Genomic DNA, 15644 nt, shown 5'->3' with positions numbered 1-15644 from the left:
CTACGTGAGTCAGGCCGTGCTGACGGTGACCGTAGTGCGTGCGGTCTTCTACTGAGGGCGCCACATACTTCCGTGAGTACGTGGTGGCGGTGACCAGGCCCTCGTCGCTGAGCACGTTGGAGACTCCGGCGCACGCCGGGGACGATCGCGGCGGCGTCCCGGCCCCGGCGCTGTGACGGTCGTGGGGGGGCGGAGAGTCCACCGACTCAGGCCACGCGGCCGCGGTGGATGACCTCGTAAGTCATGCTCCGCCCTCGCCGAAGACCCGCCGACGCGCCTCGTCGTGGGGGACGCCGGAATCGTCGCCTCGCGCCTGGCGGGCTCGACAGGCGGCCAGCGCACGCATCTCCTGGAGTTCCAGCGCGTCGGAAGGGCTGACCAGCACGGCGACCATCCGCCCTTCGTCGGTGAGAGCGACCGGCTCACCGGTGCGCGCGACCTCGCGGGCGATCGCGCCCAATCGGTTCTGTACTTCACGCATCGAATAGGACTCTTCCGGCATGGGCGCCACTCTAGGGAACAGTCCGACCGCGTCGTGGCGCACAGGTGCTGGCGCATCCGTCCGGGCCCGCCTACGGACGCCAGATGCGTCCGGTGGGGCGCCGGTGCCTCCCGTAGCCGTGGTGACTGCGCGTCGCCGAACCGGGCCGGAATTGTCAGTGGTGGGGGCTAGTGTCGGGGGTGGTGGGGGGATTGGTGGAGGGGGTCGTGGTGGGGATCAAGGCTGCTGTCATCGCGTTCGCGCCGGAGAGTCCGCGTGCGGTGCTGCGGGCCGGGCTGGTGGCGGGGCCCGGGTCGCGGTCGCTGGCCGAGCAGTTCGCGGGGGACGGGGTGTTGACGCAGGTCGGCGCGGCCTCGCTCGACCGGGCCGTCTGGCCGGACGAGGGAACGGTGTGCGCGGGGCGCTTCGACGGGCTCGACATCGTCGCCTTCCGGGGGCTGGCCCGTGCGCGGCCCAGTGAGATATCCGAGGCCGTCCTCGGCCTCGCGGCCGGGCGGCGTGCGTACGCCGTCTTCATGCACAGCGTCGTGGACTGGACGGCGTTCGCGGTGTGGGACGGGGAACGGCTCGTGCGCAGCCTGAGCCTGTCGCCCGGCGAGGGGGTGCTGGAGGACATCGGGGAGCGGCTGCCGTTCGAGGCGCCCTACTGGGCCGGGGCCCACGCCCTGACCCATGCCCCGGACTACCCCCTGCCCTTCCATCCCCTCGAACTCGGCGACGAGGCGCTGGCCGCGTACTTCGGCTTCGCGCTGGAGAGCGCCCTGGACGACGACATCCTCGACCCGGAGGACGTCTCCCTGGCGGTCTTCCGCATAGCCTAACCCCAGTGGGGGTAGCTTGGGGGTATGCCGAAAATCAACGTGTATCTGCCGGATGAACTGGCCGAGGCGGTACGGAGTTCGGGCGTGCCGGTGTCCGCTGTCTGCCAGCGCGCGCTGGAGCAGGCCGTGCGGCGCGTCGTCGCCATCAGGGAGTCGGCGCTCGACGGGCTCGACGCCGCCGAACCCACCGGTGCGCTCGCCCACTTCACCACGCGGAGCAGGGACGTCCTCAGGCTGGCCGCCGACCGGGCCGGGGAGGACGGCGCGGACGCTGTCGGTACGGGTCACATCCTCGGCGCGATGATCGCCGAGGGAAGCAACCTCGGTGTGCGTGTCCTCCAGGCCATGGACATCGAGCCCGAGCGCGTCGTCCGCGAACTGTCCGGCCGGGCGGGGGAGGAGGAGGCGGCGGGGGAGGGGAGCGGTGCGCGGCGGTTCGGTGTGCAGGCGGCCGGAGCCGTCGAGCTGACCGTCACCGAGTCCATCGCCCTCGGCCACAACTACATCGGCTGCGAACACCTGTTGATCGGGCTCGCGTCCGAGCCGGACGGCGTGGCGGGCCGTGTCCTGCGCGACCTGGGCGCCGAGCCGAAGGCGGTGCGCAGGGCCGTCACGGCGGCCCTGGCCGGGTACGTCCACCTGCGCGCCACGACGCAGCAGGGCCAACCGGCGGCGGCGCCCGAGGCGTTCGCGGCCGTCGTCCGGCAGGAGATCGGCCCGCTGGCCGAGCGCGTCGCCCGTCTTGAGGCCAGGATCGGCGCGGCGGCGGCGGACGACGCGTAGGGCGTCGGACCTGCCGGACCGGCGGGAAGGTCAGACGCGTTCGAAGCGCCAGCGTTCCGGGCGTGCGTTGTTGCAGTGCCACTGGCGGATCTCGGCGGTCGAGGTCGTGTCGCCGTTCTTGACGTCCAGGCACCACGGGCTGTGGCCCGCGTGCAGTTCGACGTAGCCGTTGCCCACGTCGCGCGCCTTCCAGTACTGCGCCGTCGAGTCACCGCACGGGTTGAGGCGGATCAGGGCGCCCATCTCCTGGGACGCGTCCTGCACGGCCATGCAGGTGCCCCCCGGGGTCTCCAGCCGGTACGTGTTGTCGCCGACCGCGCGGACCTGCCACGTCTGCGCGTAGCTGCTGTTGCAGCGGAAGGACCAGATCACGGTGCCCGGGGCGTCGCGGCTGTTGGAGCGGTCGAGGCAGGTGCCGATGCCGTTCACGATGTGGTAGGTGCCGTCCGCGACGAGGCCGGGGGCCGGGTCGGAGCGGGTGTCCGGCTCCTCCTCGGCGGGCTCCTCCTCGGCCGGCTCCTCTTCCTCGGCGGGCTCCTCCTCCGCCGGCTCCTCCTCCTCCACGGGCTCCTCCACGACGGGCGGGGGCGGCGGGGGCGCCGGTTCCTCGACGGGCTCCTCCTCGGCCGGTTCCTCCTCCTCGGTGGGCTCCTCGGTGGGCTCCTCCTCCGTCGGCTCGACGGCGGGCACCTCCACGACCGGCTGCGGCGCGGCGACGGGCTCGGGAACGCGGTCGCCCGAGCCGCCGTCCATCAGCGCGCCCGCGCCGAGGGCGGAGACGCCCAGCAGCGAGGCGACGACGGCCGCCCACAGCAGGGAGACGGCGACGCGCCGCCCCGGGAGCAGGCCGCGCCGTGCCAGCGCGGGCCTGCGGCGGAACGCCTCGCCGAAACGGTCCGCCGGTTTCCTCGCCATCGCTGTCGCTCTCCTCGTCGTGCGTCCGTACGTGCGTGTGTGCGGGATCAGGCCGTGGCCAGGGGGAGGTCGGTCTCCTCCAGCGTCATCAGTTCGGCCGCCGCCGGGTTGGTGAGGTCGGACATCCGCATGGCCTGGCGTTCCGTCATCTGCTGGAACAGCTGCCGCGCCGTACGGCCGTTGCCGAACCGCTCACCCCTCGGGATCGAACCGATGAACTCCCCCAGCGCCTTGCGGCTCGCGTCGCTCAACTGGTAGCGGTGCCGCCTGGCGTGGTGCTCCACGATACGGACCAACTCCTCGTTCGAATAGTCGGCGAAGTGGAGTGCGCGCGTGAAACGTGACGCGAGGCCGGGGTTGGAGCCGATGAAACGGTCCATCTCGCCCGGGTAGCCGGCCGCGATGACGACGACCTCGTCCCGGTGGTCCTCCATCAGCTTCACCAGCGTGGAGATGGCCTCCTGCCCGAAGTCCTGCGCGACCCCCGGCGGCGTCAGCGCGTACGCCTCGTCGATGAACAGCACGCCGCCGCGCGCCCGCAGGAACGCCTCCGTCGTCTTCGGGCCCGTGTGCCCGATGTACTCGCCGACGAGCGCCGACCTGTCCACCTCGACCAGGTGCCCGTGGCTGAGCAGGCCGAGCGCGCTCAGCAGCCGCCCGTACAGCCGCGCCACGGTCGTCTTGCCCGTGCCCGGATTGCCCGCGAAGACGAGGTGGCGGCTCAGCGGCGGCGCCGGGAGGCCCGCCTCCTGCCGCATCCTGACCGTCTGCATCAGCTTGACCATGCCGCCGACGTCGCGCTTCACGCCGTCGAGGCCGACCAGTTCGTCCAGTTCGGCGAGCAGTTCCTCCAGGGTCTCCTGCGGCGGCTCGTGCACCGTCTCGCCCGGCATGCCGCCTTCCTGGGCGGTCGGGCGGGGCGCCATCGCCGCGCCGCCCGGCGCGCCCCCGGGTCCCGGGGGCGCGGGCGGCCCGTCCGGGCCCGTCGGCCGCGCGGGCGGCGTCGGCTGCCCCCCGGGCGGCGGCCCGGCGGGCGGACGGCGGGCCGCGCCGCCCGACGACGGCAGCCTGGGCGTCCCGACGTTGACCGCCACGCAGTCCTCCACGACCGGCCGCGCGTCCTCCGCGAACCCCAGGTCCTGCTTGCAGTCGAAGACCCGGCAGCCGGTGAACCTCGGCTCCGCGTCCCGCGCCACGTACAGCGCGGGCAGGCCGCTCGCCAGCACGTCGCAGTGCTCGAACACGCCCCGCGCGCCCTCCCCGACCAGCACGCCGTGCTTGCCGCTGCGCACCACCCGCACCGCCCGCAGCCGCGGATCGGCGCCCGCCGCGACCTCCACGCCGTTGCCGCGCTGCCGCGCCAGCGAGCTGTACAGCAGCACCGACTCCTCGGTGGAACGCAGCCGCACGCCCGTGTCGCCGCCCGTCACCCGCGCGTCGCGCAGCACGACCCGCGCCTCGTCGCGCACCTCGACGCCGCACAGGCCCGCGTCGGCCACCGTCGTGTCGTTCACCTCGGCCCGCGCCGTGTGGTCGAGCCGTACGCCGGACCGCGCCGCGCCCTCCACCCGGCAGTCGGTCAGCAGCACCTCGGCGGCGTCCTGCACCAGCACGCCGTGCCGCCCCGCGCCGAACACGCCGCTGGCCCGCAGCAGGACGCGCGAACGGTCCCGCGCCCGTACGCCCGAGCCCGAACCGCCGTGCACCCGGAAGCGGTTGGCGCGCAGCACGGCCGTGCCGGAGACGGCCACGCCGATGCCCTCCACGCCCTCGACCGACGTGTCCTCAAGGCGGGCGAGCGCGTCACCGGTGAGGTGCAGCGCGGTGTGCCGGGCGGAGCGCAGCCGGGTCCGCAGGGCCAGCAGGACGCCGCCCGCCGTCGGGTCGTCCAGCTCGGCCGACAGGTCGTGGTCCAGCGGGATGCTGCCCACCGGCACGTCGGGGCGCGTGCCCGTGGTGCGGGAGCCAAGGACCTCGATCCGGCCGCGCGCGACCGTGCAGTCCTCCAGGGTCAGCCCGGCCGCGTCCTCCACGCGCAGGACGGCCTCGGCGGCGTCGTCGCCGCGCACCGTCAGCCCGCGCATCCGGCAGCCGGGGGCGGCGACGGTCAGCGGGCCGCCCGCCGTGCGGACGACGAGGACGACGGAGCCGTTCCCGTGCTCGGGCCGCAGCGTCACGCGTTTGACCAGCCGGAACGTCTCGGTGTACTCGCCGGGGGCGAGGGTGATCGTCGCGTCGGCGGGCGCGGCGGCCAGGGCGTCGGCGATGGTCCGGTGGGCGCCACGGGTGCGTGGGGCGACGCGGATGATTGCGTCGTTCATGGTCCTTGGCTCCCTATCCGGCGTCCGGGTCGGCGCTTGGCGGCACGATGTTCAGCCAGTCGCGCACGAGCGGGCCGATCAGCAGGATGCCGATCGACTTGTCGAGCATCTTGGTGAGGGCGGGCATCACGACGAAGTCGATCACACCCTGCCGGTGGTACCACCGGGCGCCGATCGTGTTCTGGATCACGGTGCGCAGGAAACCGGAGCTGAGGCTGCCGATCACCGTGCCGAGCGCGGCCGCCCCGGCCAGCGCGGCGGCCTGCGCGGCCGTCACGTCGATCCGGTTGCCCTCCGAGTCCTTGACGCCGAAGATCTCGATCGCGGCGAACTGGCCGAGGAACGCGCCGATCGGGCCCAGGACGAAGCCGTCCTTGAAGAAGTCGTACGTGCCGCCGCGCCAGCGGAGCACGAACTCGTTGAACGCCCACTCCCCCGCCCAGTCGTCGTCGTCCTGCCGGAAGCGGTACGGGAAGCCGCGGTCCTGCCAGTTGAGGCCGACGCGGAAACCGCTGCGGTGCGCCGCCCAGTTGTGCGCCCACAGACCGGTGGCCTTGACGGCGCTGGAGACCAGGGCGGCGACCGCGGCCTGCTGGACGTCGGTGATGCTGAACGGGCCGAGCGCCGCGTACACCGCCATGTTGAGCGCGAAGTCGAGGACGAACTCCTGCGTGCCCTCCAGCAGCATGTGCTGGAGGTTCCGCACCGCGAACGGGGTGTACGCCGACTCGACGCCCCTGCCGGGGGTGCTCACCGCCGGGCCCCAGGGCGTACGGCGCGGCTGGCGCAGCTCGCGCTCGAAGCCCCGGAACTCGTTGAGGAAGCCGATGAACCGCGTCTCGCGCCCGGCGAGGTGGAAGTCCGGCCGGTAGCCGGCCCAGAAGCGCTCCTGGCCGTTGGTGACGAACGAGCCGGCCGGGCCGCGTTCCCAGACGAAGCCGGGGATGGTCCGCTCGGTGATGACCGAGGAGACGCCGCCGCCGTCGTAGAAGTAGCGGCGCCAGTGCTTGGCCATGCTCTCGACCTCGAAGTACGAGCCGTCCGGGCCGCGTTCCATGACGCGGGCGGGCGCGCCCGACTCGAAGTCCTTCCACGCCCGGTACGCCTCGGCGCCGAGGACGCGGGTGGGGACGTCGCCGGGCGTCGGCGCGTACTCGCGCACGCGTAGCGGCGAGTCGTTGAAGAACTGCCGCGGCCCGCTGCCCACGGGGACGGGCAGCTCCTGGATGGTGACGTGCGGCGGCGCCGCGCCGCCGGTGGCGGGCGGCGGGGGGTTCAGCTGGCGGTCGGCGAAGCGGGCGCCGGGCCGCCAGTCGGGCAGCTGGGTCGTCCCGTCGAACCAGACGCGGACGCGGTCGGCCTGGTTGCCGAAGCCCATGACGTTGCCGTGGCGGTCCATCTTGTTCCAGTGCCACGTCGTGGTGCCGGCCGCGTCGGTGTGCTTCCAGGCGTTGACGGTGGTGCCGTCGCCGAGGAGGTGCTTCTCGCGGATGAGCTGGTTGTTCGCGTCGAAGTCGCGGTAGGACTCGCGGTCGAAGTAGTTGTTGTGGTCGTACTGGTTGCGGTGGGCGACCTTCCTGATGCCCTGGCCGCCGCCGCCTTCGAGGTGCCACTCGACCCTGCCGTGGCCGATGTCCTGGCTGACGATCCGGACCTCGCCCGCGCCCGCCGCGTGGGGCGGCGCGGCGCCCGGCCAGGTGTCGAGGCGCTTGACGATCTTGCCCTGGTGGTTCATCAGGACCCAGTCGCCGCCGCGGTAGCCGGGGGGCGCGGCCTGGCCGGGCGGGACGTAGCCCTGGTCGGCGTGGACGGTGCGCTGGAACGCGAGGTCGCCGCTGCCCGCCGCGCCGTCCGCCCTGATCTCCGCGCGGGGGCGGAAGTCGAGCATCGTGCCGTCCTTGAAGCCCATCCGGACGACGTGCCAGTTCTTCGCCGCGTCGGGCGAGAACCAGTTGGCGCCTGGGCTGGTGGTGAACCGGTCCTGCCACAGCACGTCGGCGGTCGTCTTGCCGCTGGACGCGGGCGGCGGGACGTGCGCGAAGTCGGCCGTGTCGAACGTGCGGTGGCCCTCCAGCTTGCCCGCGCCCTCGGACCACGGGATGTAGTTGTTCCTGGGCCCTGCGCCCGGCGGGAGCGTCACGTCGGGTCCGACGGTGAGCGTGTTCCCGTTGGTCAGGGGGCGCGTCTCGGCGACGAAGCGCAGCTCGTGGTCCACGGTGACGGTGGAGAAGCCGCGCGAGGCGATCAGCTGGACGCCGTGCTGGTCGCCGGACTTCCAGGTGTACGTCTGGTAGCGGTTGTCGAGCGCCCACGGCATCCGGCCGCCGGTGGACGCGTACCTGCCGCCGTCCGACCGCAGGCCCTGCGGCAGCGCCGAGTTGATCCAGCCGCCGGAGCGCAGGGGCGTGGGGACGAGGTAGTCGCGCCACGCGCCGGGGCCCGTCTCGGTGGCGCGGATCTCGGAACTGAGCGCCCAGCGGTAGAAGTTGGCGGGCCGCTGCTCCGCGATGCGGTGGTTCTCGAACCACTCGCCGTTCTTCCAGTACTTGCCGCCCGCGTTCTCCTTGCCCTGCGGCGAGACCTGCGCCCACTCGCGCTTGGGTGTGCCGTCCGGCGCCATCTGGTGGGCGCGGAAGTTGCGCAGGTTGTGGATGCCGATGTGACCGAACTTGACGTGTACGTCGATCACTTCGCCCTTGCGCGGGTCGGGCAGGCGGTCGGTCCAGCCGTTGCGGAAGACGTTCCAGTCGCGGCGGCCGGTGGCCAGGTGCTCGCCGGACGGGCCGTACCGGTGCCAGGTGGCGGTGTCGCCGACCTGGTACGAGAGCGGGCGCGCGCCCGGGGGCCGCACCGCGATCACATGGCCGCCGTCCGGGGTCTCCCTGAAGTGCCGGATCGGCCCGGCCCAGGTGCGCACCGGCTGCACCGAGTCGGCGTAGTCCATCCACGTCTTGCGGCTCGGGCTCCACACGCGGATGCCGTGCCCGTCGGGCGCGCCGTCCACGGTGACGCGCTGCCAGCGCTCCCGCTCGGTCAGGCCCCACGGGACGCCCCCCTTGCGCTCCACGAACCCGGCGACGCTGCCGCCCGTGTGGGCCTGGAGGGTGGCGCCGTCCGGCAGCGGCCGTGACTCGAAGACGAAGCCGCCGCGCGTCGTGGTCAGTGTCACCTGGCCGTGACCCACGCCCTTGACGTCCACGAGGCCGCGGTCGTTGAGCGGCGCCACGGCGTTCGGGGGGTTGCCGCCGCGCCACCGTTCCCAGCTGCCGGTGACGGCGCCCTGCGCGTTGTACTGGTAGGTGATCTTGAAGTTCTGGCCGCCGACCGCCTGGTCGCGGTAGACGGGGTTGACGACCTGCTCGGTGAGGCGGCCGTCCGCGTCGTACAGCTTGTACTCGCCCGCGTGCGTGCTCGGCGTCACGCCGTCCGCGCGGGTGGCCGGGCCGTCGATGCGGTAGCCGCCGCCGGTCGGCGTCGCGATCGCGCCGGTGTGCGCGACGGCGGTCATCTCGCCGTCGAGCAGCTGCGGCGCCGCGCCGTCCACGCGCAGGAACCGCGCACCGAGGCCGTCCGACAGCTCGATGACTTGCGTGTGGGCCGTCGCGCCCGCGCCGTTGACCGTCGTGACCTGGCGGATGTTGTGGTTCGTCGCGTCGGCCGGGCCGATGCGGATCTGGAGGTTGCCGCCCGCGTCGAAGTACCTGACCGCCCCGTCCGGTGTCGTCGCGCGGAAGCCCGGGTTGGCGACGCCCGGCTGCACGCGGACGGCGACGGAGGCGTCGGCGACCGGCGCGAAGTTCTGGTCGAGCAGGTCGAACGCCCGGTGGACCGACCCGCCGTGCGCCATCGCGTACACCGCGACGTGCTGCTGCGGCGCGCCGGGGACGCCGGTCTGGGTGAGCGGCACCGTCTCGTACTTGAACGCGCCGGTCGTGCCGTCGAAGCGCAGGATGCCGGGCGTGGCCGCCCGCGTGACGGCGAAGTCGCCGCCGGCGAGCTGCCGGATCGTGCTGCCGCCGACGAGGTTGCCGTCCGCCGCGCGCACGTTCACGTCCAGCGTGTTGTTCATGTCGAACAGGGCGTACGTGGTGGGGTGCGGGACGCCGTGGGCGTCCACGGGCCGGGTGAGCGGCACGGGGCGGTGGGTCGCCAGCCCGGTGGCGTCCACGACGATGTGCCGGTCGCCCAGCGCGATCCGCATCCCGCCGTTGGCCTGCGGGACGACCTCGGGCGAGAGCGTCAGCTGGTTCGGCGAGGTGATGCGGGCGCCCTGCCCGTTGGCGGGGACGGTGAGCGCCCGGCCGTCGAACGGGCCGCCGTGCAGCGTGAACCGCTCGCTGACCAGCGCGCCGCCTGGCCCGTACACCCGCACGACGTCGTGCGTCACCGCCGGGGCGGCGCCCGCGGCGGGGCGGGTGACATGGTGGGTGACAGTGAACGCGTTCGGCCCGGTGCCGGTGGTCAGCGTGCCCGTGAGCGGGGCGCCGCCGGGACCGCGCAGGTCCGCGCCCGCCGCCGCGTTGTGCACGTAGCCCTGGACCGTGGCCCCGCCCCTGCCGGTGAGCGGCACGGCGGTGTGCTGGAACGCGCCGTCCGCGCCGAGGACCACGTGCGTGCTGCCCGGGGTCGGCACGCGGAAGCCGCCGCCCGCCTGGGCGACGGCGGGGGTGCCGAGCCCGGTGGGGCCGTGGACGATCCCGGTGCCGTTCGCGTGGACGGTCAGCGTGTGGCGGTCGAGGCTGCTGCCGCCCCTGATGGTGAACGTCTCGCGGATCAGCGCGCCGGTGTCCGCCCTGTGCACCGAGGTCCCGTGCGCCGTGGGCACGGTGACCTCGTTGCCGTGCACGGAGGTCCCGGCCACGACGACGCCGTTGTTGCCCTGGTAGACGGCGCCCGCGCCGCCGGGGCCGGTGAGCGGCCGGGTGACGAACGCGCCGGTGTCCGCGCCCGTGGTGTCCAGCAGCGGCACGACCCGGTGGGTGTACTGCCCGGAGTCGTCCAGGACGCCGCGCCAGCCCGCGTTGTCCAGCAGGAAGCCGCTGTCGTCGCCGAGGCGGGCGAGCCCGGCGCCGCCGACGGGCGTGTGGGCGAGGGTGGAGTCCACCACGGTCGCGGCGCCGCCGCCGGTGGGGACGGACAGGGACGTGCCGGCCGGCAGTCCGGCGACGCCCCGGATCTCCCGAAGTTCGTTCCGCAGCGCGCCGTCGAGCGTGTGGACGGACGTGATCGCGCCGCGCCGCACCTCGACGACACCCGCGCCGATCCTGATGTCGCGCGCCGGGATGGTGACGCCGCCGCCGTCCAGCACCGACAGCGGCGTCGCGGGCACACCGGCCGGGCGCAGCAGCCGCCCGCCCGTCGCGCCCGCGGTGGCGCCGCCGAGCGCCAGGTCGAGATCGACGGCCCGGCCGGTCGCGTCCACCTGGCCGATGGTGCCCGGCATGCCGACGATGAACCTGTTGCCCGGCCTCGGTTCGACGAACGCGCCCGCGGGGAGCGCGCCGCCCGGGGTCTCCAGGCGGGGCGGCGTGCCGTCCGCCGAGAGGACGAGCCGGTGGTTGTCGAGCCCGGAGCCGCCGCGCAGGGTGAAGCGCTCGAACCGCAGGGCGCCGCCCGGCGCGTGGACCGACTCGATGTGCCGCGCGGCCGGCCGGGTGACGACCAGGTCGCCGCCCACGGACCGCACGCCGCCCGTCACTTCGGTGCCGGTGGGCGTGAACAGCTGCGGCGTGCCGCCGGGGGCGGCCGGTACGTGCACGAACTCGCCCAGTGCTGTGCCGCGTCCGGTCAGCGCCACCGCGTCACCCAGGTGGTGGCCGCGCGCGTCGGTCACCATGTCGCCGCCCGTCGCGGTCACGCGGTAGCCGCCGCCGTCGAGCCGGACGGCGCCCGAGCCGGCGATGTCGCCGCCCGCCTGGTCGCCGAGGCGCGGCACGCCGCCCGTCGTGCTGCCGGCGGGCGGGACGTACAGGTAGGTGCCGTTCAGCGCGCCGCCGTTGATGGGCCGCCCGACGAGGTGTGCTTCCCCGGCCGGGGTGTGGATGGTCGTGACGGTGGGGCGGGTGACGACGATGTGCTGGTCAGCGGCGCGGACGGCGATCGTCGCGCCCGGTACGGGGTTGCCCGCGGCGTCGAGCAGCAGGGGGGCGCCGCCGTGTCCTGGGACCGGGGCGAACAGGTGCGTGTTCGCGACGCCGCCGTACGGGACGCCCCGGTGCGTGACGGCGCCGGTGGCGTCCACCACGACGTGCGGGCCCGCGCCGGTGGGCGGGGTGACGCGGAACCCGCCGAGCGCGGCGTTGTGGGTGACGGCACCCGGCACGGTGGTGACCGACCCGTCCGCGCCGCGCGTCACCAGGCCGGGGACGGCCGCCGGGTCGGTCGTGTCGACGCGCACCAGGGTGTGCGCGAAGCCGTCGCCGCCGAGCGGTGTCCACCGTTCGGCGCCGAGGACGGTGCCGCCCTGCCGGATGGTGATCACGTCGCCCGTGCCGTCCGGCGCGTGGTGGACGGTGATGCCGGGGTCGTCGGTCGCGGCGGCGGTGACGCGGCCGGTCGCCGGGTCGAAGTCCAGCCGGACGGCGGGCGCGGGACCGGCCCCGGTGGCGAAGTGGAAGGTGCCGCGGGACGGCACGGGCGCGGACCCGGTGCCGTGGAGCATGAAGACGGTGAGCGGCTCGTCCGAACGGCCCAGTGGCGGCAGGTCCTTGACCGGCCGGTCCCCGAGCCACTTGAGGAACGCGGCCCGGTCGGCGCCCTCCAGCAGCTTGAAGTCGCCGGGATCGATGACGTTCAGACCGGCGGCGCCGCGCCCGGCGTCCTCGAACCGGCCGGTCGTGCCGTCGAACGTGCTGAAGCCGCCGCCCGGTTCGTCGACGCGCAGCGCGCCGTCCCCGGTGCGGCGGACGGCCATGTCCGGCACCGCCACGCCGTCGAGCCCGCGCGGCAGCGGGTGGAGCGTGCCGTCGGGGGCGGTGAGGACCACGAGATCGGGCCTGCCGCCGGGGCGGTGGGTGAGGACGGTCGCGGTGTGCGTGACCCTGCCGTCCGCGCCGACCAGGACGTGCCGCCCGTCCCCGATGCCGACGAGGTGGCGGCCGTCGTCGAACCGTACAGCGGTCCCGCCGTCGACGGGCGCGCCGTCGCGCACCGGCACGGGCGGGGCGGCGGGTCGCAACTCGTCGAAGCGCAGGGCGAGTCCGTCGAGGCCGTCGAACCCCTTGCCGGTCAGGGCCACGTCCAGGTCGGCGCCGAGCGGGCGGGCCGCGCCGCCCGATGCCTCGAACGTCCAGTGGCGTGTCTGGCCGGGGGCCGCGGTCTGCCGCAGGTGGACCACGCCGTCCACGGTGGTCGCGGTGATCGGGGGGACGCCGGGCGGGGTCTCGGCGGTGGCGGTCCTGACGGCGCCGGAGGCGTCGAAGCCGAGGTCGAGGCGGCTGCCGCCGAAGGCGGGGACGCTGAGGGTGCCTGCGCCGTTCATGCCCGAGCCGTTGACGCCCGAGCCGTTGACGCTCGACCCGTTGATCCCCGTGCCGTTGACGCCGTTGACACCGTTGCCGCCGTGGCCGGTCGGCGGGGGGACCGGCGCGTGCGACGCCGGGACCGGCACGGTCGCCGCCGGGCTGGTGACCACGTGCTCGGCGGCGGCGCCTGGCGGCGGCACGCCGTTGCGCCCCGCCGCGATCAGCCCGGGTCCCTCCACCGGCTCCACGCCCCGCGCGATGTTGGACTCGCCCGAGAACGCCGTGGGCGTCGGCAGGTTGCCGCCGCCCGAGGCCGACGGGACGGCGCCGACGGGCCGCACGGTCTCCGCCGACGCCCCCGCCGGCCGCACCTCGATCGAACTCAGCCGCACCGGCGCGACATCGGGCAGGCGCAGCGTGATGTCGCCGAGCGACCCCGCCATGCCCTCGCCCTTGCCGCCGCCGGTCACGGAGGTCACGGGCGGCGGCGCCACGTTCCCCGCGGCGGTCGGCGGGGTCACCCCGCTCGTGGCCGTGGCGGGCGGGGCGGTCGTGAGCCGCGCGGCGGAGAAGTCGCTGAGCGCGTGCCCGAAGCCCTCGCCCAGGCTGACGGCGAAGCCGGGCGCGCCCGCGACGCTGACGTCGAGCTGTCCGGCACCCGGTGTGGCGACGGTCGTCGCGGGCAGATGCGGCGCCACGTTCGCCGCCTGGTCGATCGACTGGCCCGTGCCGCCCGGCACATGGACGCTGGGCAGGTCGATGCCGGTCAGCGCGCCGCCGGTCGGCAGCGCGGCGTTGGGCGGGCTGAGCGAGAGGCCCTGGTCCGCGAAGTGCAGGCGCAGCGGCGGCGCGGACGCCAGGTTGAGGTCGAGGGCGATGGAGCCGGAGTCGAGCCGGGCGGGCGGCGACGGCAGGGCGTTCGCGATGTTGCCGAGGCCGCCGCCGGTCGCTGTCGCGCCGGGGTTGAAGTCGGCGTGGCTGATGCTCAGTCCGGTGGACGGGACGGTGACGATCTCGCCGAGCTGCGGCATGGTCGTGACGCTGATGGCCGGCATGCGCCCGCCGCCCGGGGTGGTGATCGTCAGCCCGTTCTCGCCGTAGCTGATCTTGATGGGCGTCATCGAGTCGAAGTTGATGGTCAGCTCGACGCGGCCCCCGGCGGCGGTGGCGTCCCCCGGCCTCGAGGGCAGCACCGGCACCTCGACGGCCACGATCCTGCCGTCCGCGCCCGGCATGTGCACGACGACGCTGGACGGCGGGGTGACGAAGCCGCCGCCGCCGAAGCCCGGCATGTCGCCGAGGATGGGGCGCAGCCCCGGGCCGGTGACGTCGGAGATGCCGATCGACAGGCCCTTGTCGGCGAAGCTGAGGGACAGCGGCGGGGGCGTGGAGATCGAGGGGGCGTCGAAGCCCGCGGTGATCGCGCCGAGGTCGCCGCCGCGGATGACGCCCGGGTCGATCAGGTGCCCGATGGACGCCATGACGTGGTTGCCCGCGAAGGCCGCGGGCTGGTACTTGGCGAACTTCACCGAGCTGATGCCGACCGTGCCCTCGAACGAGCGGATGGCGCGGACGTCCACCGGCACGCCGTCCATGAACGCGGCGCCGGTGCGGAAGTTGTTGAAGACGCCGCGGTTCCACACGCCCAGCTTCAGGCCGTTCATCAGCCCGGGGATGGACCAGCGGGCGCCCATCTCCGTCGCGTTGACCGGCAGGATCAGCGCGATCGGGCCGAAGCCCTTGAAGTTCTGGGCGATGTAGCCGGGCAGGCCCTGCGCGCCGCCGAGTCCCCGGTAGATGCCGCCGCCGATCCTGCCCACGCCGTTCCAGGCGCCGACGACGATCCGGATCGGGGCCGACAGGATCAGCGCGCCGACGCCGACGATGCCGCCCAGGCGGAACGCCTCGCCCAGCGCGTTCAGTCCGGCGTTGGTGGCGCTCCACAGGCTCTTGCCGGCCCAGCTGATGCCCTTGCCGGTGAACTGCACGGCGGACAGCGTGAACTTGCCGATGCCCCGCATCATGTCGTCCACGGTCAGCGCGGACAGCTTGGTGAAGGTGGTGCCGATGCCCTTCCAGCCGGTGGACAGCAGCTTGGTGATGTTGATGCCCCGCGTCGTGGGGATCATCACGCCGATGATGCTGAGGACGAGTTCGGTGACGCTCGCGTTGCCGTTGGCGAACTCGACGGCGGTGTGGATGAGCAGCGCGGCGTTGACGGCGATGGCCAGCAGGGCGACGGGGCCGCCGAAGATGAGGGCGGGCGCGATCAGCGCGAGGGCGAAGAAGGTGAGGAACTTCCAGAACTCGGCGCACTCGTCGATGGGCGAACTGATGGCCAGCGCGGCGTCGTAGAGCGCGTCCCCGGCCGTCTGGGCGGCGTCCTCCAGCGTGTCGCGCGCGTTCTCGGCGGTCGTCTTGTGGGTCTCCAGGTCCGGGTCGTCCTCTTCGAGGCCCTGGGCGGCGGTCAGCGCGGCGTCCGCGTTGGCCTGCTCGGTGACCATGACGGTGCGGTACGTCTCCAGCGCGTCGTGGGCGTCCTGGTGCGCGTCCTGGAAGGTCTGGACGAACTTCCGCAGCCGCTTGTCCATCACCTCGCGCAGGGCGTCGGCCGTCTCGCCGACGAAGTTGGTGCCCGCGGTGTCCATCAGGTCGGTGATGCCGTCGTCGATGGTCGTCGCGAGGGTGACGAGCTTCTCGTGCGAGGAGATCAGGTCGGCGAGCCCCTCGGCGTCGCCGGGCGTGGGGTCCTTGTCGAGACCGAGGGCGCTCCAGTCCGGCGGTCGGGCCATGGCTGTTCCCTTCTCCTCGTGCGCGCGGCGGCGGGGCCGCCTGGCGT

Annotated in this window: 6 protein-coding genes; 2 read left to right on the top strand and 4 right to left on the bottom strand. The window is 74.2% G+C overall.

Annotated elements, in window-relative coordinates; all coding sequences use genetic code 11:
• Nucleotides 1-241: 241 nt before the first annotated feature.
• Nucleotides 242-502 carry a type II toxin-antitoxin system Phd/YefM family antitoxin gene (locus tag ACIBPC_RS08285; protein ID WP_398842132.1) on the bottom strand — a complete coding sequence of 87 codons (261 nt, stop codon included), beginning with the start codon at nt 500-502 and terminating at the stop codon, nt 242-244.
• Between the two features lie 206 nt (nt 503-708).
• On the opposite strand from ACIBPC_RS08285, the gene ACIBPC_RS08280 reads away from it, so the two are divergent.
• On the top strand, nt 709-1323 hold the full coding sequence (locus ACIBPC_RS08280) for a DUF6928 family protein (RefSeq protein ID WP_398842130.1): 615 nt from the start codon (nt 709-711) through the stop codon (nt 1321-1323).
• Nucleotides 1324-1347: 24 nt separating this feature from the next.
• Complete coding sequence (locus ACIBPC_RS08275) at nt 1348-2106, top strand: Clp protease N-terminal domain-containing protein (RefSeq protein ID WP_398842129.1); 759 nt, start codon at nt 1348-1350, stop codon at nt 2104-2106.
• 30 nt (nt 2107-2136) lie between these two features.
• Here the strand turns inward: ACIBPC_RS08275 and ACIBPC_RS08270 are convergent, their stop codons facing one another.
• The 3 genes from ACIBPC_RS08270 to ACIBPC_RS08260 are packed head-to-tail and all read right to left on the bottom strand — an operon-like array spanning nt 2137 to nt 15597.
• Nucleotides 2137-3021, bottom strand: coding sequence for an RICIN domain-containing protein (locus tag ACIBPC_RS08270; protein ID WP_398842127.1), 885 nt, complete (start codon nt 3019-3021; stop codon nt 2137-2139).
• Nucleotides 3022-3068: 47 nt separating this feature from the next.
• Nucleotides 3069-5342, bottom strand: a complete 2274-nt coding sequence (locus ACIBPC_RS08265) for a right-handed parallel beta-helix repeat-containing protein (protein WP_398842125.1) — start codon at nt 5340-5342, stop codon at nt 3069-3071.
• 13 nt (nt 5343-5355) lie between these two features.
• Nucleotides 5356-15597: a hypothetical protein gene (locus ACIBPC_RS08260; RefSeq protein WP_398842123.1), complete on the bottom strand. Its 10242-nt coding sequence runs from the start codon at nt 15595-15597 to the stop codon at nt 5356-5358.
• Nucleotides 15598-15644: the final 47 nt, after the last annotated feature.

This window comes from Streptomyces sp. NPDC049879, from assembly GCF_044461265.1.
GTDB lineage: Bacteria > Actinomycetota > Actinomycetes > Streptomycetales > Streptomycetaceae > Streptomyces.
Note: the sequence above shows the minus strand (reverse complement) of the source record. Positions and strands in the feature narration are given on the sequence as shown.